The organism is Brachybacterium sp. Z12 (genome assembly GCF_014400405.1).
Classification (GTDB): Bacteria; Actinomycetota; Actinomycetes; order Actinomycetales; family Dermabacteraceae; genus Brachybacterium.
Genome location: NZ_CP060496.1, coordinates 2,421,399 through 2,447,975 on the forward strand (window position 1 = coordinate 2,421,399; position 26,577 = coordinate 2,447,975).

The following is a 26,577-nucleotide window of genomic DNA, read 5'->3' on the forward strand; positions in this document are numbered from 1 at the left end:
GGGAGGCGGAGGGGTCACGGGCCGGGTACGGGCACCGGCCTGCGCCGGGGAATCAGGGGGCGAGCGCGGTCCGGGTCAGGCCGGTGGTCTCGGGGATGCCGAGCGCGAGGTTCAGCGACTGGATCGCCGCCCCGGCGGTGCCCTTGACGAGGTTGTCGAGCGCGGAGATGACCGTGGCCTGGCCGCTGCGGTGATCCACCGCGGCACCGATCCGGATCGTGTTCGCGCCGGCCACCTCACCGGTGGCAGGGAAGCGTCCCTCGGGCAGGACGGTGACGAAGTGCTCGTCCGCGTAGTCGGCCTGCAGGGCCGAGAGCAGGTCTGCGGTGGTGGTGCCCTCGGCCACGGGGGCGGTGCAGACCGCGAGGATGCCGCGGCTCATCGGGACCAGCACCGGGGTGAAGCCGAGTCGCTGACCGTCCTGGCCTGTGGCGCGGCGCAGGTTCTGCAGCACCTCGGGGACATGGCGGTGGGTGCCGCCGACGGCGTACGGGGAGGCCGTTCCGGACGCCTCGGAGAACATCAGATGCTGCTTCGGTGAGCGGCCGGCACCGGAGTAGCCCACTGGCAGCACGGCGCTGAGCCCGGCGGCGTCCAGCAGCCCCGCGCGCAGCAGCGGCGCCAGGGCGAGCGTGACGGCGGTGGCGTTGCAGCCGGGCACCGCGATCTCCCGGGCGGTGGCGAGCAGCTCGCGCTGCCGGGTGCCGTCTGACAGCGGGAGCTCGGGCATGCCGTAGGTCCAGGTGCCCGAGTGCTCGCTGCCGTAGTAGTCCTGCCAGTCCTCGGCGCTCTCGAGGCGGTGGTCCGCGCCGAGATCGAGGACCAGGACGTCCGGGTCCTCGGCGCGCAGGGCTGCGGCGATCTGACCGGACTGGCCGTGGGGCAGGGCGAGCACGACGACGTCGTGCCCGCGCAGGGTGTCCACGCTCGTCTCCTGGAGGACGGGGTCATGGCCGAGGTCGATGTGCGGGGCGACCTCGCTGAGGTGCTTCCCGGCGCTCGAGTGCGCGGCCACGGTCGCGACCTCGATCCCCGGATGATCGGCGAGCAGCCGCAGGGTCTCTCCCCGGCGTACCCGGAGGCGCCGACGACGGCCACTCGGGGTCGCTGTGCACCGTTCCCTGCGGGCACGGCGCCCTGCGGCGACGAGGGGGTGGCTGGACCGGTCACGGAAGACATGTCGGAAGTATATACAGCCGAATGCATGAACAGCCAGTCCGTCCGGCGTGACCGAGACGACGCCCGGCTCCGAGCGCTCGGGGGCGGGTGCTCGCAGGAACGGGATCACGGGCAACCGGCCACGCCGGCCGGGACGGCGCTCAGGCGCGCAGCACGCCTCCCACCGCCGAATCGACCGCGGCGATGCAGCGCGTGCGCGCCTCGCCGATCTGCTCGGCGGTCAGCGTGCCCTCGGTGGAGCGCAGCCGGACCGCGAAGGCGAGCGACTTCTTCCCCTCCCCGATCTGCGCACCGGTGAAGACGTCGAAGAGGTGGACGTCCTCGGCGAGGTCGCCGATGCCCACCACGATCGCGGCCTCCACGGCGGAGGATGGCACGTCCTGGTCGACCACGAAGGCGAAATCCTCCTTGGCGACCGGGTAGGTCGGGACCGGCTCGGCGACGACCACGGCCGGGGCCGCGGCGATCAGCGCCTCGAGGTCGAGTTCGAGCGCGCTGGTGCGGGCCGGCAGGTCGAACTCCTTGACCACCGCAGGGTGCAGCTCACCGGCGTGGCCGATGACGGTGCTCGTCCCGTCGGCCGTGAAGATCCGCAGCTCGCCGGCACGACCGGGGTGGAAAGGCGCCTTTTCGACCTGGCGCACCTCGAGCCGGGCACCGACGGCTGCGGCCGCACGACGGGCCAGCTCGAAGGCGTCGGCCCAGCCCCAGGGGGCGACTTCTCCCTGCCAGGAGCCCGGTCCCGAGGCTCCGCCGATCACGGCGGCGAGGCTGCGGGTCTGGAGCGGCAGGGCGGCGAGGATCCCGTCGAGCTCGGCATCCGTGGGCCGCTGCGCCGCGGAGGGCACCGGGGCGCGGGCTCCTTCGCTGCGCGAGAGCGAGGCGGTGCCGAGCTGGAAGATCGCCACCGACTCCTCGCCGCGGCCGAGGTTCCGACGGGCGACGGGCAGCAGCGTCTGCAGCAGGGAGGTGCGCATCAGCGGCTCGTCGTCGGCCAGCGGGTTCAGCAGGCGCACGGCGTCGCGGCGGGAATCATCCGCCGCGTAGCGAAGGGCGTCGAAGATGCTCTCGCTCACGAAGGGGTACGAGGTGACCTCCACCAGGCCGGCCTCGGCGAGCGCGCGGTTCGCGTCGCGGCGGGCGCGCTGGGCCCGGGTGAGCCCGCGGCCTCCCGGAGCGGTGGGCAGCAGAGAGGGGATCGTGTCGTATCCGACCAGGCGGGCGATCTCCTCGACCAGGTCCTCCCGGATGGTGAGGTCCGGACGCCAGGACGGCGGGGTGACCGCGAGGGTTCCCTCGGCGCCGTCGTCGACCCGGCACCCGATCCTCTCGAGGCTGCCGCGCACCTGCTGCGGGGTGTAGGCGATGCCGACCACGCGCTCGGCGTCGCCGAGCGGGAGGGAGATCGGGGAGGCCGGTGCCGGGGCGCTGCCCGCGTCGGTGACGGACGAGGCGATCTCGCCGCCGCCGAACTCCGCGATCAGCTGGGCGGCGCGGTAGGCGGCCACTAGCGGCAGCTGCGGGTCCACGCCGCGTTCGAAGCGCTTGGAGGCCTCCGAGGGCAGGCGGTGGCGGCGAGCGGAACGGGCCACCGAGATCGGATCGAAGGTCGCAGCCTCGAGCACGATGTTCGAGGTGGTGCTCGAGACCTCGGTGGACTCGCCGCCCATCACCCCGGCGATGCCGAGCAGGCGGGCGCCTTCGCCGCCGTCGCTGTCGGTGATCAGCAGGTCCTCGGCATCGAGCGTGCGGGTGACGTCGTCGAGGGTGGTGAGCTTCTCGCCGGCGCGGGCGCGGCGCACCACGATCGGTGCCACCACCTTGTCCGCGTCGTAGGCGTGCAGAGGCTGGCCGAGATCGAGCATGACGTAGTTGGTGACGTCGACGATCAGCGAGATCGGGCGCATGCCCGCGAGGGTCAGGCACCGTGCCATCCAGCGCGGGGTCTGCGCCGCGGGGTCCACGCCGCGCACCTCGAGGGCCACGAAGCGGGAGCAGCCCTCGACGCCGCGCAGGGGCTCCTCGTCGCGCAGCTGCACAGCGGTGCCGCCGGCGCCTGCCTGCGGGATCGCGACCGTGGTGACCGGGTCGGTGTAGGCCGCACCGGTGGCATGGGAGTACTCCCGGGCCACGCCGCGCATCGAGAAGCAGTAGCCGCGGTCCGGGGTCACGTTGACCTCGACGACCTCGTCCGCGAGGCCCAGCAGGGCGATCGCATCGTCCCCGGGCTCGCCGGCGAGGCCCTCGGCATGCCCGCGTCCGAGCACGATGATGCCGTCCTCGCCGGAGGGGTCCTCGCCCAGGCCCAGCTCGTCGCCGGAGCAGATCATGCCGTCGGAGGTGTGGCCGTAGGTCCTTCGTGCGGCGATCGCGAAGTCGCCGGGCAGCACGGTGCCGGGCAGGGAGACGACCACGAGGTCCCCCTCGACGAAGTTGTGCGCGCCGCAGATGATCCCGCGGCTGGGGCGCTCATCCCCCGGCTGGGGGTCCTTGGGGTTGTCGGCGTCCTCGTTGTGCTCGGGGCCGACGTCCACGCGCACCCAGTTGATGGTCTTGCCGTTCTTCTGCGGCTCCTTGACCAGCTCGAGCACGCGGCCGACGACGAGGGGACCGGATACCTGGGCGCCGAAGATCGCTTCCTCTTCGAGGCCGAGGCGGGAGAGGTCGGTGGCGACCTGCTGCGCGGAGGCGCCGGCGGGCAGCTCGGTGTGCTCGGCGAGCCAGGTCAGGGGAATGCGGGGCATCTCAGATCTCCGTACCGTAGTGCTGGGAGAAGCGGACGTCGCCCTCCACCATGTCGCGCATGTCCGCCACGCTGTTGCGGAGCATGAGGATGCGTTCGATCCCGAGGCCGAAGGCGAAGCCCTGGTACTCCTCGGGGTCCACCCCGGCGGCGCGCAGCACGTTCGGGTGGACCATGCCGCAGCCGCCCATCTCGATCCAGCCGGTGCCGCCGCAGACCCGGCAGTTCGGGTCCGCATCGTGGTCCAGCCCCTCGCGGGCCTCGCAGCGGAAGCAGCGGAAGTCCATCTCGGCGCTGGGCTCGGTGAAGGGGAAGTGGTTCGGGCGCAGGCGCGTGATCGGCGTGCCGCCGAAGATGTGTGCGGCGAAGGCGTCGAGGGTGCCCACGAGGTTCGCCATGGTCAGGCCCTTGTCGATCGCGAGGCCCTCGACCTGGTGGAACATCGGTGAGTGGGTCGCGTCGATCTCGTCGGCCCGGTAGACGGTGCCGGGGCAGGCGACGTACAGCGGAGCGCCGCGCTCGAGCATCGCACGGATCTGCACCGGCGAGGTCTGGGTGCGCAGCAGCATCCCGGAGCCCTCGGGCGCGACGTACAGGGTGTCCTGCGTCGAACGGGAGGGATGCTCGGCATCGGCGTTGAGCGCATCGAAGTTCAGCCACTCGGACTCGATCTCCGGTCCCTCGGCGATCTCCCAGCCGATCCCGACGAAGAAGTCGTTGATGCGGTCCTGCAGCACCGTCAGCGGGTGCGAGGCGCCGCGCGGGCGCAAATCGGTGGGGAGGGTGACGTCGACGGTCTCCGCGGCGAGCGCGGCCTCCTCCTCCGCAGCGGCGAGCTCCTGCTGCCGTGCCGCGAGCTCCTTCTGTACCCGGCCCTTGCTCTGACCCACCAGCTTGCCGGCGGCGGCCTTCTGGTCCTTCGGCAGGTCCTTGATCGCACGATTCGCGGCCGAGAGCACGCTGGCATCGCCCACGTGCTCGATGCGGGCCTGCTTCAGCTCGGCGGTGGTGGCGGCCGCGGCGATCGCGGCGAGCGCGGCATCGACGGCAGCGCCGATGGTCGCCTCGTCGATGGCCGGGGCGGCGGGAGTCGTGGATGACTCGGACACGGGTATCGCTTTCGTCCGGGAACAGGAGGGCGGGGGCGCCGTGAGCGGAACTGCGGCGCGGGCACCGCACGCCATTCTAGGAGGCCCGGCGGGTGCTCGGGGAGCAAGACTGCCGACGAGGCGACGCACCTCATCGAGCGGACGCGTCATGGGCAGTTCTCCCCATGTCGGTGCGGCTGCGCTGCCGATACCCTGGCGAAATCACCAGCCGGTGGAAGACCGGAGAGCGCATCGACCCGGGGGCCGAGCGAAGAAGGGGTCCATATGCAGTTCTACGGTGCAGACACGACAGCGCTGCGTGAGCATGCCGAGCGCACCGGTCAGGGTGCCCAGCGGCTGGCGCGGGCGTGCGAGGAGATCTTCCGGCTCGCTCACGCCGCGGGCTGGCAGGGCGCGGACGCTGAGACGTTCCGTGCGGACTGCGATGCGGTTTCACGCACCGGGCTCGAGCTCTCCACCTCTCTCGACGCCTTCGGCAGGGAACTGCACGGTCATGCCGATGAACAGGACTCCGCCTCGGGGCTGGAGGGCGAGGGACTCGGCGGGCTCCTCACAGAGCTGCTCGGCGGCCCGCTCGGCTCGTTGCTGGGATTCGGCGGCGCAGGCGATGGGCTCGGCAGCCCGTTCCTCGGGATGAGCGCTTCCGCCGCGGGCATCGCCACAGGCTTTGCCGGCGGTGGATTCGGCGGGGCGGCCCTTCAGCACGGGATGGGCACCCCGATCGACCCGGCCACGTTCGAACCGGAATCCGGCTCCAGCACGACCCACGGCGGCTCGGTCAAGTCGGGGAACACCACCCATGAGGGGAGCGTCACCGAGCACGACGACGGATCGACCACCTACTCCTACGGTGTCTCGGAGGAGCGGAAGCTCAAGGTGGGAAGCGAGGAGACGGGCGGTTCGGCAACGCTGTCGATCGGCGAGACCGCAAGCGTCACCGAGCACCCCGACGGCAGCCTCACCGTCACCTTCGACGCGTCGGTCGAGGGCGGCGTCGAATTCCACGGCCAGGTCAAGGGTGTCGAGGGCGGAATCGAGTCCGGCGTGACCGGCAAGGGCTCGTTCTCCGTCACGCTGCCGCCCGGGTCCTCCCCGGCAGATGCCGAGGGCATCAACCCCTACGACCCGGACACGATCCCGCCCGGCGCCTCGGTGACCGTCACCGGCGAGCTGTCCGCCTCGGTCGGAGCCAGCCTGGGGTACCGGGACATCGCCACCGGGAAGCTCGGGATCTCCGGGAGCGAGGAGATGGTCAGCACCATCTCCCGCGGGTACGACGGCTCCCTGATCGTCGACCAGGGCCCTGGCAGCACCCAGGGCATCAACGCCGGGCTGCAGATCGGCCCCGATCACGCGAACGTCACCATCGAGGGCTCCAGCGCCTTGAAGACGACGACGCTCGAGCACACCGAGTTCGACGGTTCCGCGGAGGGCCGGACCGCTTTCGATGCCTACATGTTCACCGGCGAACAGCCGGATGCCGGCTCGCCCGGTGTCGGGGATTCCTACACCGACACCATCAAATCGGTGAGCACCGATACCTCGATCACCGGAACCGTCGGCGACGGCAACGGCACGGAGACCTCCGTCGGCGCCTCCACCGAGACCGCCACGATCTACGACGTCCAGCGGACCTACTCCGACGGCAGCTGGGTGCGCGAGCACCGCTACAGCCCCCTCGGTGAGGGCGGTGACGATGCCGGCGGCCCCTACGGAGTCACCCACACCAGCTCCGACGGCCCGACGCACTATGAGCTGCGCTTCCCCCAGTCCGGGACGGCTCCGCCGAGCTCGTACAACGAGCTCTACGGCAATGCGCCGTACACCTTCGGCGAGGACCAGGTGATCAACGTGCAGCTCACCGAGACCGAGATGGAGCAGATCATCGAGAACCGCGGCAAGGGCGAGACCCCCGAGGAGGTGCTCAACGCCTACGCCACCGCGGGCCCCGAGGGTGCGCGTCAGATGGCGGAGGACCACTCCTCGCTCGGAGACGGGGGCCCGCCGGTGGCTCCCGGCGTGGTCACCGACCCAGGCGCCGAGGTCGACCCCGGTCAGCGAGGCGGCTACCCGACTGGCGGGACCGGCTCGAAGCATGCCACTCCCACGACCGCCTGAGGCCGGTGCAGCTGTGCCGTAGCCCACCGCACCCACGCCCAGGCATCTCGGCATAGCCTGGTGGGGACATCGTCTACCCCTCGTCAGAGGAGTCAGGAAGGCCCCTGTGCCCACGACTGTGAAGGGCGTCGTCGCCCTCAGCGAGAAGCAGCCGGCTGAGCTGCTCGACATCATCATCCCCGACCCAGGGCCGAACGACGTCGTCGTCGACATCGAGGCGACCGGCGTCTGCCACACCGACCTCGCCTACCGCGACGGCGGCATCAACGACGAGTTCCCCTTCCTGCTGGGGCACGAATCCGCAGGTCGCGTCTCGCAGATCGGCGAGAACGTCACCCACGTCGAGATCGGCGACTACGTGGTGCTGAACTGGCGCGCCGTCTGCGGGGAGTGCCGCGCCTGCAAGAAGGGCGTGCAGCAGTACTGCTTCGCGACCCACAACGCCTCCAAGCCCATGACCCTCACCGACGGCACCAAGCTGACCGCCGCGCTGGGGATCGGCTCTTTCGCAGAGAAGACCCTCGTCCATGAGGGTCAGTGCACGAAGGTCTCCGAGGATGCACCCGCGGAGGTCGCTGGCCTGCTGGGCTGCGGTGTCATGGCGGGCATCGGCGCGGCGATCAACACCGGCCAGGTGCAGCGCGGCGAGTCCCTCGCCGTGATCGGCCTGGGCGGCGTGGGCTGCGCCGCGATCGCCGGTGCGAGGCTCGCCGGAGCCACCACCATCATCGGGCTCGACGTCGACGAGAAGAAGCTCGCCGCCGCCGAGGAGCTGGGTGCCACCCACACGGTGCTCACCAAGGGCCTCTCCCCGCAGCAGGTCGCCGAGAAGGTCCAGGAGCTCACCGACGGTTTCGGCGCGGACGTCGTAGTCGACGCGGTCGGCATCCCGCAGACCTACGAGACCGCCTTCTACGCCCGCGATCTCGCCGGTCGCGTGGTGCTGGTGGGCGTCCCCGCCCGAACGTGGAGCTGACCCTCCCGCTGCTGGATGTGTTCGGGCGGGGAGGATCGCTGAAGTCCTCGTGGTACGGGGATTGTCTGCCCGAACGGGACTTCCCGTACCTCATCGATCTGTTCCTCCAGGGCAGGCTCCCGCTGGACCGCTTCGTCACCGGCCGCACCGACCTGGCCGGGGTCGACAGCGCTCTCGATGCGATGCACGAGGGCGACACCCTGCGCACCGTGGCGGTGATCCGATGACCACGCGAATCTCCCACGCCGTCACCTCCGGCACTTTCAGCCTCGACGGCGAGACCCATCAGGTGGACAACAACGTCTGGGTGCTCGGCGACGACGAGCAGTGCGTGGTGTTCGACGCCCCGCACGACATCGACACCGTCGTGGAGCTGGTCGGCCAGCGCGAGTGCGTGGGCATCCTGCTCACCCACGCCCATGACGACCACGTGCGGATGGCTCCCGAGCTGTCCGAGGTGCTCGAGGCCCCGATCCTGCTCAACCCCGCTGATCGCGAGGTCTGGCAGCTCACCCATGGGGACCTGCCCTGGGATGACGATGTCGCCGATGGCGACATGTTCACCATCGCGGGGGTGAACCTCGAGGCGCTGCACACCCCGGGCCACTCCCCGGTTCCACCTGCTATTACTCCGAGGAGCTGGGCGCCGTCTTCACCGGCGACACCCTCTTCCAGGGCGGGCCCGGTGCCACCGGGCGCTCGTTCTCCTCGCGAGAGACGATCGAGGAGTCCGTGCGGGAGCGCCTGTTCGCGCTGCCCGCGGACACGGTGGTCCACACCGGCCACGGCCCGGACACCACGATCGGGGCCGAGCAGCAGGCGGCGCAGGGCGACTGGCTCTGACATCCTGCCGGCGCTCCTGCTGAGCGCCCACCGTCACAGCGGCGGCGGCCACCTCCGGGTGGCCGCCGCCGCTCGTCGTTGCGGCGACGCCGCTCAGGCGGACGGGCCCCGCGAGGCGTCGTGGGGCGGGGTCCGGTCGTCCCCGTCGGCGTTCCGCTCCTCGGCGCCGGTGAGCGACGCGGAGGCCGGCGCCTCCTCGGCGGGCGCCTCCGGGCCGGGCGCCGGAGCCGCGGGCCCGCGCAGGCTCGCGAGGTAGGCGTTGTACGCCTCCAGCTCCGCGCCGCCGTCGCGCTCCGCCTTGCGGTCGTACTGGCGGGCCCGTCGGTCATCGGACTTCATCCAGAGCACCGCGACGATGATCGCGTATCCGACGGTGGGGACCTCGGAGATCGCCCACATGATCGTGCCGCCCCGCACCTGGATCAGCTCCAGCCGCTCGAGCGGGTACATCCCCAGATCCGTGTACCAGCCCTCGGCGATCAGCCAGGTGGCCGAGACCAGCGCCACCCCGAAGAAGGCGTGGAAGGCCAGGGTCACCAGCAGGGTGATCAGCTTGAGCACGGGGTTGATCGGCTTGGTGGTGGGGTCGATGCCGATCAGCACCCAGGCGAACAGGTAGCCCGAGCCGAGGAAGTGCACGGTCATCAGGAAATGGCCGAGGTGGTGGTACATCGCCATCTCGAACAGGGGTGTGAAGTAGAAGATGACCAGCGACCCGACGAAGATCAGCCCGGCCAGCGGCGGGCTGGAGGCCACCCGGGCGTAGCCCGAGTGCACTGCGGCGAGCACCCATTCGCGGATCCCGCGCGAGCCGTCGGTGCGTGGGGAGACGGCGCGGGAGAGCAGCGTGACCGGGCCTCCGAGGGCCCACAGCGGGGGCACGATCATCATCATCGCCATGTGCTGGACCATGTGCGCGTCGAAGCGGAACTTGCCCCAGGCGGCCACTCCCCCGTTCATCACCCAGGCGAACGCCACGCAGCCGGCGACGAAGGCCAGGGTGCGGTGCCAGGGCCAGACGTCGCCGCGCCGGGACAACCGCACCGCACCGGCGAGATAGGCACCGGCCATCGCCACGGCGAGGGCGAGCGCCACCCAGTCGGGCTGGAAGAGGGTGAACATCGTGGTCGGATCGAACTCCTGCTCGGGAGGCAGGAACCCGACGAGCGAGAGCACCTTGAGATCCCCCACCGGCGGGACCGTCTGCGGCATCGGAGGGGCGGAGCGGCCCAGTGCGATCGAGGCGCCGATCACCGCGGCCATCACCACGCCCTCGGTCAGCGCCAGGTGGCGGAAGCGCGGATCCGCTCCCCGAGCCGGCGTCGCTGCTGCGCTCCGATCGCGGCGAGGGCGACCAGGCCCACCGCCTTGGCCAGGACGACGAGCCCATAGCCGGTGCCCACGAGATCGGCCCAGCTGGACAGCCGGATCATCGCGCTGATCAGCCCGCTGAGCGCGAGGGCGATCACGGACGCGAGCGCCCAGGGTGAGAAGCGCTGGATGGTGGTGGCCAGCGTGGCATCGGTCAGGCGTGGTGCGAGCAGGGCGATGGCGAGCAGCCCGCCTGCCCACACCGCCACAGCGATCAGGTGGAGCGCCATGGCGTTGACGGCGTTGATGTGGTCGAGGCTGGCTCCGGCGTGGCCGGCCATGCCCAGCGCCCCGGCGGCGATCCCGGTGAAGGCGAGGCCCCAGCAGGCGAGCACCGTCGAGCGGGCCAGGAGGTAGCAGAGCGCGGCAGCGGCGGCGAAGACCGCCACCCCCATCTGGATCCGGCCGAGCGCACCGCCCATCGCCACGTCCCAGACGTTCAGGCCGGTGCTCGCACCCGTGGCCTCGAGCCCACCGAGCGGGATCTGTGCGAGCGCGGCGACGGCCCACAGCAGCGCGCCTGCAGCTCCGAGGCGCACGGCGCGCCGACGCACCGGGTCCAGGGCCTTCACCTCACGGCGCGAGGGGCCGGGCAGCAGCAGTACGGCGGTGCCGCCGGCCCCGATGGCGAGCAGCAGACCGAGGTGATGCAGCGCCCGCACGATCGGCAGTCCCCAGGTCACCAGCGGGGAGGCCGGGACCAAGGTTGCGGGCGACAGGGCTCCGGTGGCGGCCATGCCCAGCAGAGCGGCGGCGACCGTCAGGACGAGCAGGAGCGGGATGCCGAGAGCGGCGGCCCGCTGGGCGGGGGCCCTCATGCCCCTGCCTGTCGTCGCCGGAGGGTCTCGAACAGGCACACCGTCGCGGCGGTGTGCACGTTGAGGGACTCCGCATGGCCGGCCAGCGGGATCCTCACCGCGAGCGGGGCGGCGTTCAGGGTGCGCTCGTCCAGGCCGCGCGCCTCGTTGCCGAGGATCCAGGCGATACGTACGGGCAGTTCTGCGGTGAACAGCTCTGCTGTGGCGTAGCCGCTGGTGGCAGCTGCGGTGATCCCCGCTGCGGCGAGTTCGGCGAGAACGTCGTCGATCTCCGCGCCCGCGAGGACGGGGAGGTGGAAGAGGCTGCCGACGGCGGCGCGCACCGCCTTGGGCGAGTACGGGTCCGCGCAGGTGCGGGTGAGCAGCACCAGATCGGCGCCGGAGGCGTCTGCGGTGCGGATCAGGGTGCCCACGTTGCCCGGGTCTCGGACCTCGTGGAGGACGAGCACCGTGACCGGCTTCCCGGTGGGCAGCGCCTGCAGCGCCTCTGAGGCGAGGGTTGGTTCCTCGGCGGGGAGGGTGCCGACGGCGACCGCCCCTGCGGGGTCACGGGGCGCCGTCCGCGGCGCCGCCCTCCTGGCCGGGGCCCTGGTCGCGGAGCATCGCACGCAGGATCTGCTCGTCGACGACGCGCAGCGGGATATCGCTGCGGCGCGCGAGCCGCCTCAGCTCGGGGTGGTCGGCGTCGGCGCGTTCGGTGAGGAACACCTCGAGCGCCAGCTCAGAGCGGTGCTCGAGCAGCGAGTGGACCGCCAGCGGGCCCTCGATCCGGAATCGTCCTTGTCTGCGACGCGCAGAGCGCCCGGTCAGCGCCGCCACCTTCCGCACCCGCTCGGAGCGGGGGAGGTGAGCGGGGGCTGATCCGGGCGCTCGGTCATCGCGTCGTGAGGCGCGATGTCAGGCTGCCGGGGCGTTGACGTCCTCGGGGAGGGCGTTCTTGGCGACCTCGACCAGAGCGGCGAATGCCGGAGCGTCGTTGACGGCGAGCTCTGCGAGCATCCGGCGGTCGACCTCGACACCCGCGAGGCCGAGGCCCTGGATGAGACGGTTGTAGGTCATGCCGTTGGCGCGGGCCGCAGCGTTGATGCGCTGGATCCAGAGCTGACGGAACTTGCCCTGGCGCTTCTTGCGGTCGCGGAAGTTGTAGGTCTGCGAGTGCAGCACCTGCTCCTTCGCCTTACGGTACAGACGCGAGCGCTGGCCGCTGTAACCGCTGGCCTGCTCAAGGATTTCCCGACGCTTCTTATGGGCGTTTACCGCCCGCTTCACGCGTGCCACGTGATACTCCTTCGATCGTAAATTCAGGGGCGCGGGAGCAGGGCTCCCACGTGGGCGATCAGCGGCCCAGCAGCTTCTTCATGCGCTTGACGTCGGCCTTCGCAACAGCGGTGTCGCTGCCGAGGCGGCGCTTGCGCGTGGAGGACTTGTGCTCCAGCAGGTGGCGTGCGCCCACCTTCTCGCGCATGAGCTTGCCCGAGCCGGTGACGCGGACGCGCTTCTTGGTACCCGAGTGGGTCTTGTTCTTCGGCATCTGCCAATTCTCCTTGGTTACGTTCTCAGGACTCGGAGCCGGTGGAGGTCTCGGTCCCGGTCTCGGACTTCGCGTCCTCGTCCCGGGCGGCAGCCTTCTCAGCATCGGTCTTGCGCTTGCGTGCCTCGGCCATGGCCTGGGCCTTCTTCTTGTGCGGCCCGAAGACCATCACCATGTTGCGGCCGTCCTGCCGCGGGTGCGACTCGACGAAGCCATACTCGGCGACGTCCTCGGCCATACGGCCGAGAAGCTTGACGCCCCTCTCGGGACGGGACTGCTCACGACCACGGAAGCGGATGATGACCTTCACCTTGTCGCCACCGTCAAGGAACTTCTCAACATTGCGGCGCTTGGTGTCATAGTCGTGGGTGTCGATCTTCAGACCCATCCGGATTTCCTTCTGGACCGTGTTCGCCTGGTTCTTGCGCGACTCACGGGCCTTCAGGTTGGCTTCGTACTTGTACTTGCCGTAATCCATGAGACGGGCAACCGGCGGGTTGGCGCCGGGCGCGACCTCGACGAGATCGAGGCCTGATTCCTGGGCGAGACGCAGAGCGTCCTCGACACGGACCTCGCCGACCTGCTCGCCGGCGGGCCCGACCAGGAGGACCTTGGGGACCCTGATCTGACCATTGATGCGCTGTTCGCTGATGTTGGCTCCTCACCTTGATTCGAGTCGGAAGACGACGAAAGCCCCCGCAATATCATGCGGAGGCCCCAGGTGCATGCGCCACAGCGCGGTGCGGGCATTGCTGCCCGCTGCGATACTGACCCGGCAGCTGTGACGCCACGAGGTGGGAAGGGACTCCACTTGACGGAACGGATGACGAGGGTCTCGACCTGTTCCAATCGTCTATCCTAGCAGGAGCGCGGCCGCAGTCCAGGTGATGTGCGTCGCGCCCGCATGCTGCGACCAGCGAGGAGTATTTGGTGGAGAGCGACCGCGACGCATCCGGTGGGGGCGAGCTCCCCTCCCGCCCCGACTCCACCTCTCCTGCGGGCAGCCCCTCCACCGCCCCCGCTTTCGCCGACTCACCTGCATCATCTCCGACCCGGTCGTCGCCTGGCGACGAATCCGCGCAGGATTACGGCTACGGGCAGACCCCGCTGGAGGCCGCGGGCACCGGTGGGCTCCGTGCCGCGGATTCGGGTGCCGAGGAGCCCTCCCGTGAGTCGGGATCCCCCACCACCGGGATCCACCCGGTGACCGGGATGCGCACCACGCCGCGGGCTGTGCTACGGCCCGTCCCTGACGGATTCCCGACGCCTCCGCCCCGCCCGGCACTGCCGAACCGTCGCCCTGCACCGAAGCAGGAGGCCGCGCCCGCCACGGGCAGGCGGCGAGGTCTGCTCCTCGCCGGGATCACGGTGGCGGTGATCCTGTTGCTGATCATCGCGGTCGGCGGCGCGGTCCTTGCCGTCCGTGCCCTCGCCCCGGCAGATCCAGCGGCTACTGGAGCTCCTGCGAGCGATGGTGGCTCCTCACCGGCCGCCGCAGGCTCCGGCCAGGTGGAGATCGGTGAAGTCAGCATCACCGAGATGAGCACCGAGGTCGGTGTGCGCAGCGTCGGCGATCAGGGCACCTCTCTCGAGCCGGCGGGCGAATACATCGTCGTGGCCTTCGAGGTCACCAACCCCAGCGACCTCTCCGTCGAGATCGGTGACAACGTGACGCTGGAGACCGCGGACGGGCAGCCCTACGCCTCGGACGCGCCGGCCGGGCAGGCGTACGTGGGCGAGGGCAGGGACTTCGGCATCCTCCAGGCTGGCGAGACCGGTGTCTTCTACAAGGTGTACGACGTCCCGATCGGTTCGGAGCCCACCGCTCTGCATTTCAACTTCAGCCTGCTGGACGAGTCCGGCACGCTCCCGCTGGGCGGCTGACCGCTGCCCAGCACCCCGACCGTTCGCGCTCCTCTCCTGGGACGCGACCCCACGACGAAGGATGTACACAGACGTGAACGACACTCAGCACCACGACCACGCAGGCCACGACCACGCGCCCGCGACGGAAGGCGAGGAGCTCCGCGACATCGCGGAGGTCTCGTCGGTGGAGATCATCACCTCCGCCTGCGTGCATCTGATGAGCGCCGCAGCGGTGAAGGTGGGGCTCGCGGAGGACGAGGCGACCGGGCAGTACCAGGACCTGGCCGAGGCGCGGAAGCTGATCAACGCCCTAGCCGGGCTCGTCACCGCAGCCGCTCCGGAGATCGGCAATGAGCACGCGCGGTCGCTGCGCGACGGTCTGCGCTCGCTGCAGCTGGCCTTCGCCGAGGCGCTCCCCTTCCCGGATGAGCCGGGTCAGGCGCCGGGAGAGAAGTACACCGGCCGGGTCTCCTGACTCCGTCCGTCCGTCTGTCCCGAAGCGGGTCCTCAGGAACCCAGGACCAAGCGCATCGAGCTGATCCGCTCGGCGACGACCTGCTCGGTGCCCAGCCGAGCCGTCACCGCGTCCACCACCTCGCGGACCGCGGGCGCGGTGAGGCCGGGGAGCAGCTGCAGGTGGAGGTCCACCTCCGCGCGCTGACCGGCCCGGGCGACCAGTCCGGTCACCGCGGAGGGAGACTCCGCTGCGACCCGGTCGAGCACCGCCACGACCTCGGGATCGCGGTGCGGGGGATCCATGTGCGCCCCTGGGCGAGCGCCCACAGCACCGAACGCGGCAGCAGTATCGGCCCACCCTCCTCGCTCGGGGTCGCCGGATCGAGCAGCAGCGCCGTGCAGCCCTCCTGCACGGCGGCCTGCGCGGCCTGCGGCGCGACCACGGGCACGGGTCGGGCATCGTTGCGCCAGGCGCTCAGCGCCGCCACCGACGTGAACAGCGGCAGCACTGTCGTGCCATCGGGAGCGGTGATCGAGACCATCGCCATGTCCGCGCCGTTGTCGCCGGTGAGCCCGTGGGCGGTGGTGCCGGTCTCGGTGGCGACCGCCATGATCGGCACCAGCACCCGTGCGGCGGCGAGCGCTGCGACCAGGTGCTCCCGGTCGGGGTCGAGGCCGGAGGAGTGCGCGCTGAGCGCGGCGGCCAGCTCGGCGGGGACGGACCCGTCATCCCCGGGAAGGGGCTGACGCTGTAGTCGCGCCCCTCCCAGGACACTCCGGCGGTGTCGGTCAGCGGGGATTTCTCCTGGAAATGGGCGGGCAGGGTCCGGTGGACCTGCTCCGCCGAGGAGGGCACGGCGGCCGACCCGTCCTCCGGGGAGGACGGGTCGGGGATCCGGTCGTTCCCCGAGATCACGGGCGGCCTGCGACGTCGAGCGCCTCGTCCATCGTGAACGCCTGCGCGTACAGGGCCTTGCCGACGATCGCACCCTCGACCCCGAGCGCCACCAGCTCGCGCAGGGCGCGGAGATCCTCGAGGGAGGAGACACCGCCGGAGGCGACCACCTTGGCGTCGGTGCGGGCGCAGACCTCGCGCAGCAGCTCGAGGTTCGGGCCGCGCAGGGTGCCGTCCTTGGTGACATCCGTGACGACGTAGCGCTGGCAGCCGGCTTCGTCGAGCCGCTCGAGGGTCTCCCAGAGGTCGCCGCCCTCACGGGTCCAGCCGCGGGCGGCGAGGGTGGTGCCGCGCACGTCGAGGCCGACGGCGATGCGGTCGCCGTGCTCGGCGAGGACCTCGGCGGTCCACTCGGGGTTCTCCAGCGCAGCGGTGCCGAGGTTGACCCGTCGGCAGCCGGTCGCGAGGGCTGCGGTGAGGGACTCGTCGTCCCTGATCCCACCGGAGAGCTCGACCTTCATGTCTACGGCGGAGACGACCTCGGCGAGCAGCGCGGCATTGCTGCCACGGCCGAAGGCGGCGTCGAGATCGACCAGGTGCAGCCAGCTCGCGCCGCCCTCCTGGAAGGTCAGCGCGGCATCCAGAGGCGCACCGTAGGCGGTTTCGGTGCCCGCCTCACCCTGGACGAGCCGGACGGCCTGGCCGTCCTGCACATCGACGGCGGGGAGCAGCTCGAGCACGGGAGCAGTCATGATGGGTGCCTCCTGGCAAGGTGGTTCGGGAGTGGTTCGGAGTGGGGCTCGGCGCGTCAGGACGGCCGAGAGGTTCAGAGGTTCTGGATGGTCCAGAAGGACAGCCCCAGGCAGATCAGGCCGACCACGCCGAGGGCGACGACCGACCACCAGGGCTTCTTCGAGCGGAAGAACGAGTAGGCGCCGCCGACGAGGGAGCCGCCGACGAACAGCATGACGAAAGCACCGATCATGAGACGGCCTCCACGGGATAGCGGGGCAGGGTGCGCAGCCAGTTGGCCAGAAGCCGGGCTCCGGCATCGCCGGACTTCTCCGGGTGGAACTGAGTGGCGGTGAGCGCACCGTTCTCGACCGCGGCGATGAATCGGTCGCCTCCGTGCTCCGCCCAGGTCACCAGGGGCGCGGCGAGGGAGCCGATCTGCTCCATCTCCCAGCGGCGGGCGGCGTAGGAGTGCACGAAGTAGAAGCGCTCCCCGGCGATGCCCTCGAACAGGGTGGAGCCGTCGGCGGGGTCGACCGTGTTCCAACCCATATGGGGGACCACGTCCGCTTCCAGGCGGGTGACCTCTCCGGGCCACTGTCCCAGCCCCGGGGTGCGGTCTCCGTCATCATCGCCGGTCTCGAACATCACCTGCAGGCCCACGCAGATGCCGAGGACGGGGCGGCCACCGGCGAGCCGGCGCTCGATGAGGCGGTCCCCTCCCACGCCCTTGATCTGGGCGAGGGTGGCGGCGAAGGCTCCGACGCCGGGGACGACGAGCCCGTCGGCGGCGAGCGCTCGCTCCCGGTCGGCGGTCAGCTCGACCTGCGCTCCGGCGGCCTCGAGCGCGCGGACCACCGAGCGGACGTTGCCGGAGCCGTGGTCGAGGACGACCACCCGTGCGACGGGCATGGCCTGCTCGGTCACCTGCGCTTCTTCCCGGAGGCGATCCAGGCGAGCGCCTCGGTGCGGCTCAGGGCGGAGGGGTCCAGCCCCTCCTCCAGCTCGTCGAGGCCGGTGGCGCCCAGCAGCAGCTCCTCGACCAGGTCGTCGACCGCGCCGAGCACGATCGCGGGCGAGATGTCCTCGCCGCGCTCCCCGTTCTTGTACCGGGTGGCGGTCATGCGGTCGCCGCGTCGCCAGAACAGCACGATCCCGTTGCGCTGCAGGGCGGTCGAGGCGATCGCCGCGAGGTCATGGGCGGCGGTCTCGGCGAGCGGGCCCACGGCGATCGCGCCTGTGGCGCTGTCGTGGGTGCGGGTGCCCACGGGGATGTCGAGCCCGTCAGTGCGGGCCTCGCGTCCCAGGCGGACCACCCCGGCCAGCGCCTTCGCGGAGGCGACGGAGGTCGCGATCACCGCGACGCTGGGCACCTCGTCCTCCTCCGAGGAGTCGGAGAGCACGTCCTCGACGGTCAGCGGGGCGTCTTGCTCGAGGGAGATGCCCTCCATCAAGCGCGCGAACTCGGCGTCGATGTCATCGGTGGGGCGTCCGGAGTCATCCGGCTGCTCTCCGGGGCGCTCCTCGCGCGGGTCCTCCGGGTCGGCGGCGTTCACAGCGCTCCCTTGGTCGAGGGGACGTCGAGGACGCGGTCGTCGTAGGCGCAGGCGGCGCGCAGTGCCCGTGCGAGCGCCTTGAACTGGGCCTCGACGATGTGGTGGGGATCGCGGCCCTCGATCAGCCGGACGTGCAGGCAGATCGCGGCGTGGTGGGCGAGCGACTCGAACACGTGGCGGGTCAGCGAGCCGGTGAAGTGGCCGCCGATGAGGTGCAGGGCCTGGGCTTCGCTCTCCCGGAGTGGACGCTGTAGGGCCGGCCGGAGAGGTCCACGACGGCCTGGGCGAGGGACTCGTCCAGCGGGACCAGGGCGTCGCCGAAGCGGGCGATGCCCTTCTTGTCGCCGAGGGCCTCGCGCAGGGCCTGGCCGAGCACGATCGCGGTGTCCTCGACGGTGTGGTGAGCATCGATATGGACGTCACCGGTGGCCCGGACCGTGAGGTCGAAGCGGGCGTGGGTGCCCAGCGCGGTGAGCATGTGGTCGAAGAAGGGCACCGAGGTGGAGACGTCCACCTGGCCGGTGCCGTCGATGTCGAGGGTCAGCTCGATCGAGGACTCGCGGGTGGTGCGGCTGATGGATGCGGTGCGCGACGGGCGTGCGGTGCTGGGGGTGCTGGTCATCGGGGGTCGGCCTCCTCGAGGGCGGTACGGAATGCGGCGTTGTCCTGCGGCGTGCCGATGGACACGCGCAGCCAGCCGGCGGGGCCGACGGCGCGGACGAGGACGCTGCGTTCGAGGAGTGCCTCGAACACCGCGTCACGATCTGTGAAGGTGCGGAAAAGGATGAAGTTCGCGTCGGAGGGCGCGACCTCGTGTCCCCGCTGCACCAGGTGCTCGGCGAGCGCATCGCGCTCGCTGCGCAGTGTGGCGACCCTGCCCAGCAGCTCCTCGCTGTGGGCGAGCGCGGTGCGGGCGACGGCCTGCGTGATGGCGGAGAGGTGGTACGGAAGGCGCACCACGCGCACCGTGTCCACGATCGCGGGGTCGGCGACCAGGTAGCCCAGGCGCGCTCCGGCGAGGGCGAAGGCCTTGGACATGGTGCGGGAGACCACGAGGTTGCGGTGCACGGGCAGGAGGGTAAGGGCGCTGGGAACGCCGTCGCGGCGGAACTCGCCGTAGGCCTCGTCGACCACGAGCAGGCCGCGGGTGGCGGCGAGCGCGGTCGCGGCGGCCTCGACCACGTCGAGGCCGAGGGCCGTGCCGGTGGGGTTGTTCGGGGAGGTGAGCACCACGATGTCGGGTCGGTGCTGCTCGATCGCCGCGGTGACGGCCTCGGCGGTGAGTGCGAACTCGGGTGCCGGGCCGCGCTCGGCGGTGACCCAGTCGGTGTAGGTGTCCCGCCCGTATTCGGGGTACATCGAGTAGTGCGGGGTGAAGCCCAGCGCGGTGCGGCCGGGCCCGCCGTAGGCCAGCAGCAGCTGGTGCATGATCTCGTTCGAGCCGTTTGCGGCCCAGACCGACTCCGCGGCGGGAGCCGGAATCCCGGACTCCTCGGCGAGATAGGCGCCGAGATCGGCGCGCAGGCCGAGCGCTTCACGATCCGGGTAGCGGTTCAGGCCCACGGCGGCGTCGGTCGCGGCCCGGCCGATGGCGGCGGCGAGCTCCGGCGAAGGGCCGTAGGGGTTCTCGTTCACGTTCAGCGCATGCGCGACCTCGAGCTGCGGGGCGCCGTAGGGCGCGGCGTGCGCGATGCCGTCCCGCGGAGCGGGCAGCACGGTGTTCTCGAGGGTCGACGCAGAGTTGGCTGACATGGGCACCATGGTAGTTCGCGCCCCGGGCCGATGCCCCTCCCGTCCGCCGCGCGGGCGGTCCCGGGCGGGGCGCGCGGGAGCGTCAGTGGCGCCGTTCACAGCCCCGGCGCCGGGCCGCGCTCCGCTCAGCCCTCAGCAGTACCCTGACGCCATGTTCCGCTCCCTCGGTGCCCTGGTCGGCGACCTGCTGGTCGTCCTGCTCTTCGTCGCGATCGGCATGATCCAGCACGGCACGCCGCTGACCTTGCAGAACGTCTTCCTCGTGGGCTGGCCGTTCGCGCTCGGCGTGCTGCTGGGCCACCTCGCGATCCGCGCCTGGCGCGCGCCCTTCCGGCTCTGGCCGCACGGCGTGTTCGTGTGGGCGATCACCGTGGCGACCACCATGGCGCTGCGGACCCTGTTCAGCGCCGGCACCGAGGTGTCCTTCATCATCGTCACCGGCGCGGTGACCGGGGTGCTGATGCTCGGCTGGCGCGCTGCGGCGCTGTACTTCACGCGTGCTGAGCGCGCACCTCGCCCTGCTGCTTCCAAGGCCCGCGGGGCCTCGAAGGTCGACCAGATCGAGGAAGTCGCGGAAGCCGAGAGCCCCGTCGGTGCGGACTCCGACGCCGTCACCTCGCGCCGCGACGCCTCCTCCTGATCCTCCGACCCGCGGCTGCGGAGGCGAGGACTGCGGTCCTGCTCTCAGCGGGTGAAGCGGATGTCGATCGCGGCCCCGTGGGCGGGGAGCCCCTCGGCCTGGGCGAGGGTGGTCGCGGCCTTCCGGGCGCCGTCCAGCGCCTCGCGGTCGTAATGCACGACGTGGATGCCGCGCAGGAAGGTCTGGACGCCCAGCCCGCCGGTGAAGCGCGAGGTGCCGCCGGTGGGGAGCACATGGTTGGAGCCGGCCGCGTAGTCGCCGAGGCTCACGGGGCTGTGCGCGCCCACGAACACCGCTCCGGCGTTGGTGACCCGGGCGGCGACGGCGGCCGCGTCGGCGGTCTGGATCTCCAGGTGCTCGGCGCCATAGGCATCGACCACCGCGAGCCCCTGGTCGACGCCTTCGACCATCACCACGCCGCTCTGCTGCCCGCGCAGCGCCTCGTCGATGCGCTCGCGGTGCAGAGCATTCGGGACCTGGATGGCGAGCTCGGCCTCAACAGCGCGGACCAGCTCCTCGGAGTCGGTGACCAGCACGCTCGCGGCCAGCGGATCATGCTCGGCCTGGGAGATGAGGTCTGCGGCGACATAGGCGGGATCGGCCGTGGCGTCGGCCAGGATCGCGATCTCGGTGGGGCCGGCCTCCGCATCGATGCCGACCTTCCCGCGCACCAGTCGCTTCGCGGCCGCGACGTAGACGTTGCCGGGTCCCGTGATCAGATCCACGCCCGGCAGGTCGCCGCCGTCGCCGAGGTCCTCGGCGCCGTGGGCGAGCAGCGCGATCGCCTGGGCACCGCCGGCCGCGAGCACCTCGGTGACGCCCAGCAGCTCGCAGGCAGCGAGGATCGTGGGGTGCGGGAGGCCGCCGAACTCCTTCTGCGGAGGTGACGCGAGCACGATCTGCTCGACCCCCGCGATCTGGGCGGGCACCACGTTCATCACCACGGAGCTGGGCAGCACGGCTCTGCCACCGGGCACGTACAGGCCCACCCGTCGCATCGGCACCCAGCGCTGGGAGACGGTGCCGCCGGGCACCACCTCGACCCGCTGCTCCGGACGTGTCTGCGCCGCGTCGACGGCGCGCACGCGCGCAGCGGATTCCTCGAGGGCGGACCTGATCTCGGGATCGAGCTCCGCAAGGGCTCGCTGCAGCTCCGCACGGGGACCCGCAGGTGCTCCGGTCGCACCCCGTCGAAGCGCTCGGAGGCATCCTGCACCGCGTGCGCGCCGCGGGCGGCGACGTCCTCGACGACGGGCCGCACGGCGGCGACCGCGGACTCGACATCCAGCTCGGCGCGGGGCAGGGCTGCGGTGAGCTCCGCGGCGCTCAGGCGGCGCGAACGCAGATCGGTCACGGAGAGGAACGGGGATTCAGGCATGGCGCCAGTCTAGGAGCGTGGCGCGGAACGATGAGCACGTGCCCACCGCGTGCGGGACCTCTTCCCCGAGCGCACCCCGGACAGGCATTAAGGTCGTCCCGTGCTCGTCGCATTCCTCCTCACCCTCGTCGCCGGCGGCGCCACCAGCATCGGTGCCGCGCTCGGCGTGATGGGACGCGGCACCAGCGCGAAGCTGCTGGCCGGAGGTCTGGGGCTCTCCGCCGGGGTGATGCTCTACGTCTCTTTCGTGGAGCTGCTCCCCGAGGGCGCGCTCATGCTCTCCGGCGGTGCAGCGGTCACTTCCCGCGGCACCGCGCTGGCAGTGCTGTCATTCTTCGTGGGCATCGCCGTGATCGCCGTGATCGACCGGCTGGTCCCCAGCGCCGTCAGCCCCCACGAGTTCTCCGGCCGGATGAGCGGCAGCGCAGGGGGCACCGAGCTGCGGGCCCCGGACGAGCAGGCCGAGGATCGCGCGCTGCGGGCCCGGCTCCTGCGCACCGGCACGGTCACCGCCATCGCTCTGGCCCTGCACAACGTGCCGGAGGGGTTCGCGACCTTCGTGGCCGCGCTGCAGTCCCTCGAGGTCGCCATTCCGGTGGTCGCCGCGATCGCCCTGCACAACATCCCCGAGGGGCTCGCGGTCGCGGTGCCGGTGCGTCGCGCCACCGGGTCCCGCGCGAAGGCCTTCTGGCTCGCCACCATGACCGGGCTCGCCGAGCCCGTCGGCGCAGTGCTCGGCTTCCTCCTGCTGGCCCCGCTGCTGAGCGGCGACGGCATGGGCGCGATCCTGGCCGGGGTGGCCGGGTGATGGTGTTCGTCTCGCTCGACGAGCTGCTGCCCGCCGCGGAGGAGACCGGCGAGCACCACACCGTCATCTATTCGCTGATCGCCGGCATGGCGGTCATGGCGGTCACCCTGCTGGTGCTGTGATCCGTGAGCGCCTCCGGTACGTTCTTCCCAGGGTGGATGCCCGGTGCGGGGACGCGCCGGGCCTGGGAGAACGGGCGGGGAGGAACACGATGGTCGAGGCCGTGACCGCAGGGCGCAAGCTCACCCGGCGATCCGCGCCCGGCCGAAGGTCGGTGTCTGCGCTCGCCGCCGGGCTCCTGGCGCTCACACTCTCCTCCTGCGACGCCCTGCCCGGCATGCCTGATGCCAGCCCCTCCGACGCTCCGCCCTCCGCACAGCCCATGGACCCCGCCTCCGTCACGAGCGCGGAGAGCAGCTCGGTGGACCCTTCCTGGCTGTGCCAGCCCGGCGCGGAGGACAGCCCTCTGCCTCCGACCACCGATGGCGGGGCGATGATCCCCGAGACGGTGAGCACCGAAGGCAACCACATCACGGTCTCGGGACCCTTCCAGCTCGAACCGGAGCACAGCTACACCGGCTTCGTCCCCGAGGGTCTGCTGCTGCCCGCCCATCCGGAGAACCGGGGCGCACCGGCCCCGGGGTACGAGGGCCAGCTCGGGGTGGAGGGCGCACCGGCCCCACCGATGGTCGTGCGTCAGCGGGTCGAGGTTCCTGCTGCCGGGGGCGCGCCCTCCCCCTCGGCGGTCAGCGCCCACCTGAGCGTGGGGACCTGTGACGACGCCCCTCTGCCCGAGGGGCAGTTCCTGCTGCGTCTCAGCGGTGGGGTCGATGGTCCGGGCCCCGGCGAGGAGGACGCCGGCTGGGCCGCGAACGGGGACGTGCTCGTGGACGTCGTGGACGGCCGGCTGCGCGCCGTGCCGGGCGCCGTCAGTGCACCCTCCGGGGAGGTCCCCGTGGACCTCTCGCCGCTGGCCTGCCACACCGTGCTGGAGCCGGTGGGCGACGGCGACGGCCTCACGGTGAGCGTGGAGGATCCCGCCACCAGCGTGACCACTGTGCTGCCCGAGGACGGATTCCCCCGCAGCGTCACCGCGCAGGTCACGGTCACCACAGCGGACCACGGCACCCGGGCGCTGTTCCAGACCGTCGTGGTGGTCAACCCCGCCACCGGCACGGTGGTGGCCGGAGCGCGCAACGCCTCCGAGATCGCCCTGCAGTGGATCGGCGAGGAGGGCGTCACCGGCGCCGAGCGGGCCGCGGTGACCAGCTCTGTCTGCGGCGCGGGCACCCTCTCCCCGGCACCTACCGCGCGTACGGCGTCGCGGTGACGGTGGATGCGGACGCCGCCACCCATGTGCTGCTCTCCGAGCCATGGGACGTCGAGGTCCATGACGAGGACCCGGCCGGCTGAGGCCGCTGCCCGAGGAGAGGACGCCCGCGGCCCTTCTCACGTACCGTGGAGCCATCCGGATCGACGGGGGCGGGTCCGCACCCGTCGTCGATTAGTCTTGACGTCAAGACAAATGCACCGACCCGAGGGAGCTCCGCGACACATGGCGCGCATCATCTACACCCACACCGACGAGGCACCGATGCTGGCGACCGCATCGTTCCTGCCGATCCTCGACGCCTTCTCGAACACCGCCGGGATCGATGTCACCACGCGCGACATCTCCCTGGCGGGCCGCATCGTCGCGGCCTTCTCCGACCTCCTGCCCGAGGACCAGCGGGAAGCAGATGCGCTGGCAGAGCTGGGCGAGCTCGCGAAGACGCCCGACGCGAACATCATCAAGCTGCCCAACATCTCCGCCTCCGTGCCGCAGCTCAAGGCCGCAGTCGCCGAGCTGCAGTCTCAGGGCATCGCCCTGCCCGACTACCCCGAGTCCCCCTCCACGGATGAGGAGAAGGACATCCGGGCACGCTACGACTCCGTCATGGGCTCGGCCGTGAACCCGGTGCTGCGCGAGGGCAACTCCGACCGTCGTGCGCCTTCCGCGGTGAAGAACTTCGCCAAGGCGCACCCGCACCGCATGGGCGAGTGGAGCAAGGATTCGAAGACCTCGGTGGCCACCATGGGCCAGGACGACTTCCGGGCGAACGAGCAGTCCGTGGTGCTCGAGGCCGCGGGCGCCCTCTCTATCGTGCACGTCGCCGCCGACGGCACCGAGACGGTGCTCAAGCCGTCGATCCCGGTGCTCGCCGGTGAGGTCGTGGACTCCACCGTGATGCGCGCAGCGGCGCTGGATGCGTTCCTGCGTGAGCAGGTCGCCACCGCGAAGGAGCAGGGGGTGCTGTTCTCCCTGCACCTGAAGGCCACGATGATGAAGGTCTCGGACCCGATCCTGTTCGGCCACGCCGTGCGCGCCTTCTTCCCGACCCTGTTCTCGGAGTTCGGTGAGCAGCTCGCTGCGGCCGGTCTGTCCCCGAACAACGGCCTGGGCGGCATCCTCGCCGGTGTCGAGGACCTCGACGCCACCGTGCGCGACGGCGTGAAGGCTGCCATCGAGAAGGACCTGGCGGACGGCCCGGACCTCGCGATGGTGAACTCCCATAAGGGCATCACCAACCTCCACGTGCCCTCTGACGTCATCGTGGACGCCTCGATGCCGGCGATGATCCGCACCTCGGGCCATATGTGGAACAAGGACGACGCCGAGCAGGACACCCTCGCGGTGATCCCGGATTCCTCCTACGCGGGCGTCTTCCAGGCGACCATCGAGGACTGCCAGAAGAACGGCGCCTTCGACCCGACAACCATGGGCACCGTGCCGAACGTCGGCCTGATGGCGCAGAAGGCCGAGGAGTACGGCAGCCACGACAAGACCTTCGAGATCGCTGCCGACGGCCGGGTGGAGGTGCGCGACGCCTCGGGCGCTGCGCTGATGACCCACGAGGTCGCTGCCGGGGACATCTTCCGCGCCTGCCAGGCCAAGGATGCTCCGATCCGCGACTGGGTGCAGCTGGCTGTGCGCCGCTCGCGCGAGTCCGGGATGCCCGCGGTGTTCTGGCTCGATGAGTCCCGTGCCCACGACCGCAACCTCATCGAGAAGGTGAACGCGTACCTGGCCGACGAGGACACCGAGGGCCTGGACCTGCAGATCATGTCGCCCATCGAGGCGACCGAGCACACCCTGGCGCGGGTGCGTCGCGGTGAGGACACCATCTCGGTGACCGGCAATGTGCTGCGCGACTACCTCACCGACCTGTTCCCGATCATGGAGCTGGGCACCAGCGCCAAGATGCTCTCGGTGGTGCCGCTGATGAGCGGCGGCGGCCTGTTCGAGACCGGCGCGGGCGGATCCGCTCCGAAGCACGTCCAGCAGCTCGTCGAGGAGGATTACCTGCGCTGGGACTCCCTCGGGGAGTTCCTGGCGCTGGCCGAGTCGCTGCGCCACCTGGCTCGCACCGCGGACAACGCTCGTGCCCGCGTGCTCGCCGACGCCCTGGATCGCGCCACCGGGACCCTGCTCAGCGAGGGCAAGTCCCCGCAGCGCAAGCTCGGCTCGATCGACAACCGCGGCAGCCACTTCTACCTGGCGATGTACTGGGCGCAGGAGCTGGCTCAGCAGAGCGAGGACACCGAGCTGGCGGCAGCGTTCGGCCCGATCGCGAAGGACCTCGTCGACGGCGAGCAGACCATCGCCGAGGAGCTGCTGGCAGTGCAGGGCAAGCCGGCGGACATCGGTGGCTACTACCGCCCCGACCTGGAGAAGATCTCGGCCGTGATGCGCCCGTCGGCCACCTTCAACCGCATCCTCGAGGAGATCTCCGCAGCGCTGTGACGCTGCAGCCCTCCTGAGAACC

23 protein-coding genes and 5 pseudogenes are annotated in these 26,577 nt (G+C 71.2%); 9 read left to right on the forward strand and 19 right to left on the reverse strand.

What is annotated here, in order from left to right; all coding sequences use genetic code 11:
* Positions 1-52: 52 nt before the first annotated feature.
* The 3 genes from argC to pheS form a co-directional block, all read right to left on the reverse strand.
* On the reverse strand, positions 53-1,015 hold the full coding sequence (gene argC, locus H3H54_RS12785; RefSeq protein ID WP_395962752.1) for an N-acetyl-gamma-glutamyl-phosphate reductase: 963 nt from the start codon (positions 1,013-1,015) through the stop codon (positions 53-55).
* A 304-nt stretch (positions 1,016-1,319) separates the two neighbouring features.
* Entirely contained in the window at positions 1,320-3,923 is a 2,604-nt protein-coding gene (gene pheT, locus H3H54_RS12790) for a phenylalanine--tRNA ligase subunit beta (RefSeq protein WP_262424163.1), read from the reverse strand.
* A gap of 1 nt (position 3,924) precedes the next feature.
* The gene (gene pheS / locus H3H54_RS12795; RefSeq protein ID WP_262424164.1) at positions 3,925-5,031 is read right to left on the reverse strand and encodes a phenylalanine--tRNA ligase subunit alpha; all 1,107 of its coding nucleotides are present in this window, start codon (positions 5,029-5,031) and stop codon (positions 3,925-3,927) included.
* Positions 5,032-5,295: 264 nt separating this feature from the next.
* Between pheS and H3H54_RS12800 the strand changes: the two genes are divergently transcribed.
* The 3 genes and pseudogenes from H3H54_RS12800 to H3H54_RS12810 all read left to right on the forward strand — a co-directional run bounded on the left by H3H54_RS12800 (position 5,296) and on the right by H3H54_RS12810 (position 8,968).
* Positions 5,296-7,149, forward strand: a complete 1,854-nt coding sequence (locus H3H54_RS12800) for a WXG100 family type VII secretion target (protein ID WP_262424165.1) — start codon at positions 5,296-5,298, stop codon at positions 7,147-7,149.
* A gap of 106 nt (positions 7,150-7,255) precedes the next feature.
* Positions 7,256-8,352, forward strand: a pseudogene (locus H3H54_RS12805) (S-(hydroxymethyl)mycothiol dehydrogenase).
* A 107-nt stretch (positions 8,353-8,459) separates the two neighbouring features.
* Positions 8,460-8,968 (forward strand): annotated as a pseudogene (locus H3H54_RS12810) (MBL fold metallo-hydrolase).
* 93 nt (positions 8,969-9,061) lie between these two features.
* Here the strand turns inward: H3H54_RS12810 and H3H54_RS12815 are convergent.
* The 7 genes from H3H54_RS12815 to infC all read right to left on the reverse strand — a co-directional run bounded on the left by H3H54_RS12815 (position 9,062) and on the right by infC (position 13,340).
* Positions 9,062-10,231, reverse strand: a complete 1,170-nt coding sequence (locus tag H3H54_RS12815) for a cytochrome c oxidase assembly protein (protein WP_262424166.1) — start codon at positions 10,229-10,231, stop codon at positions 9,062-9,064.
* 14 nt (positions 10,232-10,245) lie between these two features.
* The gene (locus H3H54_RS12820; protein WP_262424167.1) at positions 10,246-11,157 is read right to left on the reverse strand and encodes a copper resistance D family protein; all 912 of its coding nucleotides are present in this window, start codon (positions 11,155-11,157) and stop codon (positions 10,246-10,248) included.
* The gene (locus H3H54_RS12825) at positions 11,154-11,606 is read right to left on the reverse strand and encodes an RNA methyltransferase (protein WP_262424168.1); all 453 of its coding nucleotides are present in this window, start codon (positions 11,604-11,606) and stop codon (positions 11,154-11,156) included. Before H3H54_RS12825 ends, H3H54_RS12820 begins: the two co-directional genes overlap by 4 nt.
* Positions 11,607-11,703: 97 nt before the next feature.
* Entirely contained in the window at positions 11,704-11,976 is a 273-nt protein-coding gene (locus H3H54_RS12830; RefSeq protein WP_262424169.1) for an RNA methyltransferase substrate-binding domain-containing protein, read from the reverse strand.
* 78 nt (positions 11,977-12,054) lie between these two features.
* Entirely contained in the window at positions 12,055-12,435 is a 381-nt protein-coding gene (rplT, locus tag H3H54_RS12835) for a 50S ribosomal protein L20 (RefSeq protein WP_262424170.1), read from the reverse strand.
* 58 nt (positions 12,436-12,493) lie between these two features.
* Complete coding sequence (gene rpmI / locus H3H54_RS12840; protein WP_262424171.1) at positions 12,494-12,688, reverse strand: 50S ribosomal protein L35; 195 nt, start codon at positions 12,686-12,688, stop codon at positions 12,494-12,496.
* 25 nt (positions 12,689-12,713) lie between these two features.
* Complete coding sequence (gene infC / locus H3H54_RS12845) at positions 12,714-13,340, reverse strand: translation initiation factor IF-3 (protein WP_316249218.1); 627 nt, start codon at positions 13,338-13,340, stop codon at positions 12,714-12,716.
* A 278-nt stretch (positions 13,341-13,618) separates the two neighbouring features.
* Between infC and H3H54_RS12850 the strand changes: the two genes are divergently transcribed.
* Positions 13,619-14,572, forward strand: a complete 954-nt coding sequence (locus H3H54_RS12850) for a DUF4352 domain-containing protein (RefSeq protein WP_262424172.1) — start codon at positions 13,619-13,621, stop codon at positions 14,570-14,572.
* A gap of 61 nt (positions 14,573-14,633) precedes the next feature.
* Positions 14,634-15,029 carry a DUF1844 domain-containing protein gene (locus tag H3H54_RS12855; protein ID WP_395962759.1) on the forward strand — a complete coding sequence of 132 codons (396 nt, stop codon included), beginning with the start codon at positions 14,634-14,636 and terminating at the stop codon, positions 15,027-15,029.
* 32 nt (positions 15,030-15,061) lie between these two features.
* Here H3H54_RS12855 and H3H54_RS12860 read toward each other — a convergent pair whose 3' ends face one another.
* From H3H54_RS12860 to H3H54_RS12895, 8 genes and pseudogenes are all read right to left on the reverse strand, one after another.
* Positions 15,062-15,241 carry a hypothetical protein gene (locus tag H3H54_RS12860; RefSeq protein ID WP_262424174.1) on the reverse strand — a complete coding sequence of 60 codons (180 nt, stop codon included), beginning with the start codon at positions 15,239-15,241 and terminating at the stop codon, positions 15,062-15,064.
* Positions 15,238-15,999: an SseB family protein gene (locus H3H54_RS12865; RefSeq protein ID WP_262424175.1), complete on the reverse strand. Its 762-nt coding sequence runs from the start codon at positions 15,997-15,999 to the stop codon at positions 15,238-15,240. The genes H3H54_RS12860 and H3H54_RS12865 overlap by 4 nt, the downstream gene beginning before the upstream one ends.
* A complete protein-coding gene (gene priA, locus H3H54_RS12870; RefSeq protein ID WP_262424176.1) occupies positions 15,923-16,657 on the reverse strand; it encodes a bifunctional 1-(5-phosphoribosyl)-5-((5-phosphoribosylamino)methylideneamino)imidazole-4-carboxamide isomerase/phosphoribosylanthranilate isomerase PriA in 735 nt (244 codons plus the stop codon). Before priA ends, H3H54_RS12865 begins: the two co-directional genes overlap by 77 nt.
* Positions 16,658-16,731: 74 nt before the next feature.
* Positions 16,732-16,890: a hypothetical protein gene (locus tag H3H54_RS12875; RefSeq protein ID WP_262424177.1), complete on the reverse strand. Its 159-nt coding sequence runs from the start codon at positions 16,888-16,890 to the stop codon at positions 16,732-16,734.
* Positions 16,887-17,549 carry an imidazole glycerol phosphate synthase subunit HisH gene (hisH, locus tag H3H54_RS12880; protein ID WP_262426477.1) on the reverse strand — a complete coding sequence of 221 codons (663 nt, stop codon included), beginning with the start codon at positions 17,547-17,549 and terminating at the stop codon, positions 16,887-16,889. The genes H3H54_RS12875 and hisH overlap by 4 nt, the downstream gene beginning before the upstream one ends.
* A gap of 11 nt (positions 17,550-17,560) precedes the next feature.
* Positions 17,561-18,193, reverse strand: coding sequence for a hypothetical protein (locus tag H3H54_RS12885; RefSeq protein WP_262424178.1), 633 nt, complete (start codon positions 18,191-18,193; stop codon positions 17,561-17,563).
* Positions 18,190-18,815: pseudogene (hisB, locus tag H3H54_RS12890) on the reverse strand (imidazoleglycerol-phosphate dehydratase HisB). The gene H3H54_RS12885 and the pseudogene hisB overlap by 4 nt, the downstream one beginning before the upstream one ends.
* On the reverse strand, positions 18,812-19,954 hold the full coding sequence (locus H3H54_RS12895) for a histidinol-phosphate transaminase (protein ID WP_395962763.1): 1,143 nt from the start codon (positions 19,952-19,954) through the stop codon (positions 18,812-18,814). Before H3H54_RS12895 ends, hisB begins: the two are co-directional and overlap by 4 nt.
* Positions 19,955-20,096: 142 nt before the next feature.
* On the opposite strand from H3H54_RS12895, the gene H3H54_RS12900 reads away from it, so the two are divergent.
* Positions 20,097-20,585 (forward strand): DUF3054 domain-containing protein, encoded by a 489-nt coding sequence (locus H3H54_RS12900; RefSeq protein WP_262424180.1) that lies wholly within the window; start codon positions 20,097-20,099, stop codon positions 20,583-20,585.
* Between the two features lie 44 nt (positions 20,586-20,629).
* Here H3H54_RS12900 and hisD read toward each other — a convergent pair.
* Positions 20,630-21,963, reverse strand: a pseudogene (hisD, locus tag H3H54_RS12905) (histidinol dehydrogenase).
* A gap of 100 nt (positions 21,964-22,063) precedes the next feature.
* Between hisD and zupT the strand changes: the two are divergent.
* The 3 genes and pseudogenes from zupT (at position 22,064) to H3H54_RS12920 (ending at position 26,555) form a co-directional block, all read left to right on the forward strand.
* Positions 22,064-22,893 (forward strand): annotated as a pseudogene (gene zupT / locus H3H54_RS12910) (zinc transporter ZupT).
* Positions 22,894-22,982: 89 nt separating this feature from the next.
* Complete coding sequence (locus H3H54_RS12915; protein WP_262424181.1) at positions 22,983-24,101, forward strand: hypothetical protein; 1,119 nt, start codon at positions 22,983-22,985, stop codon at positions 24,099-24,101.
* 225 nt (positions 24,102-24,326) lie between these two features.
* Positions 24,327-26,555, forward strand: coding sequence for an NADP-dependent isocitrate dehydrogenase (locus H3H54_RS12920; RefSeq protein WP_262424182.1), 2,229 nt, complete (start codon positions 24,327-24,329; stop codon positions 26,553-26,555).
* The last annotated feature ends 22 nt before the right edge of the window (positions 26,556-26,577 follow it).

Excerpts from the sequence above, each read along its gene's own strand:
- H3H54_RS12900 (WP_262424180.1), top strand. The coding sequence starts at position 20,097 with ATGTTCCGCTCCCTCGGTGCCCTGGTCGGCGACCTGCTGGTCGTCCTG.
- priA (WP_262424176.1), bottom strand. The coding sequence starts at position 16,657 with ATGACTGCTCCCGTGCTCGAGCTGCTCCCCGCCGTCGATGTGCAGGAC.
- H3H54_RS12920 (WP_262424182.1), top strand. The coding sequence starts at position 24,327 with ATGGCGCGCATCATCTACACCCACACCGACGAGGCACCGATGCTGGCG.
- hisH (WP_262426477.1), bottom strand. The coding sequence starts at position 17,549 with ATGCCCGTCGCACGGGTGGTCGTCCTCGACCACGGCTCCGGCAACGTC.
- rpmI (WP_262424171.1), bottom strand. The coding sequence starts at position 12,688 with ATGCCGAAGAACAAGACCCACTCGGGTACCAAGAAGCGCGTCCGCGTC.
- H3H54_RS12895 (WP_395962763.1), bottom strand. The coding sequence starts at position 19,954 with ATGGTGCCCATGTCAGCCAACTCTGCGTCGACCCTCGAGAACACCGTG.
- H3H54_RS12820 (WP_262424167.1), bottom strand. The coding sequence starts at position 11,157 with ATGAGGGCCCCCGCCCAGCGGGCCGCCGCTCTCGGCATCCCGCTCCTG.
- pheT (WP_262424163.1), bottom strand. The coding sequence starts at position 3,923 with ATGCCCCGCATTCCCCTGACCTGGCTCGCCGAGCACACCGAGCTGCCC.
- H3H54_RS12915 (WP_262424181.1), top strand. The coding sequence starts at position 22,983 with ATGGTCGAGGCCGTGACCGCAGGGCGCAAGCTCACCCGGCGATCCGCG.
- H3H54_RS12875 (WP_262424177.1), bottom strand. The coding sequence starts at position 16,890 with ATGATCGGTGCTTTCGTCATGCTGTTCGTCGGCGGCTCCCTCGTCGGC.
- H3H54_RS12800 (WP_262424165.1), top strand. The coding sequence starts at position 5,296 with ATGCAGTTCTACGGTGCAGACACGACAGCGCTGCGTGAGCATGCCGAG.
- H3H54_RS12815 (WP_262424166.1), bottom strand. The coding sequence starts at position 10,231 with ATGGCCGCGGTGATCGGCGCCTCGATCGCACTGGGCCGCTCCGCCCCT.
- H3H54_RS12855 (WP_395962759.1), top strand. The coding sequence starts at position 14,634 with ATGTACACAGACGTGAACGACACTCAGCACCACGACCACGCAGGCCAC.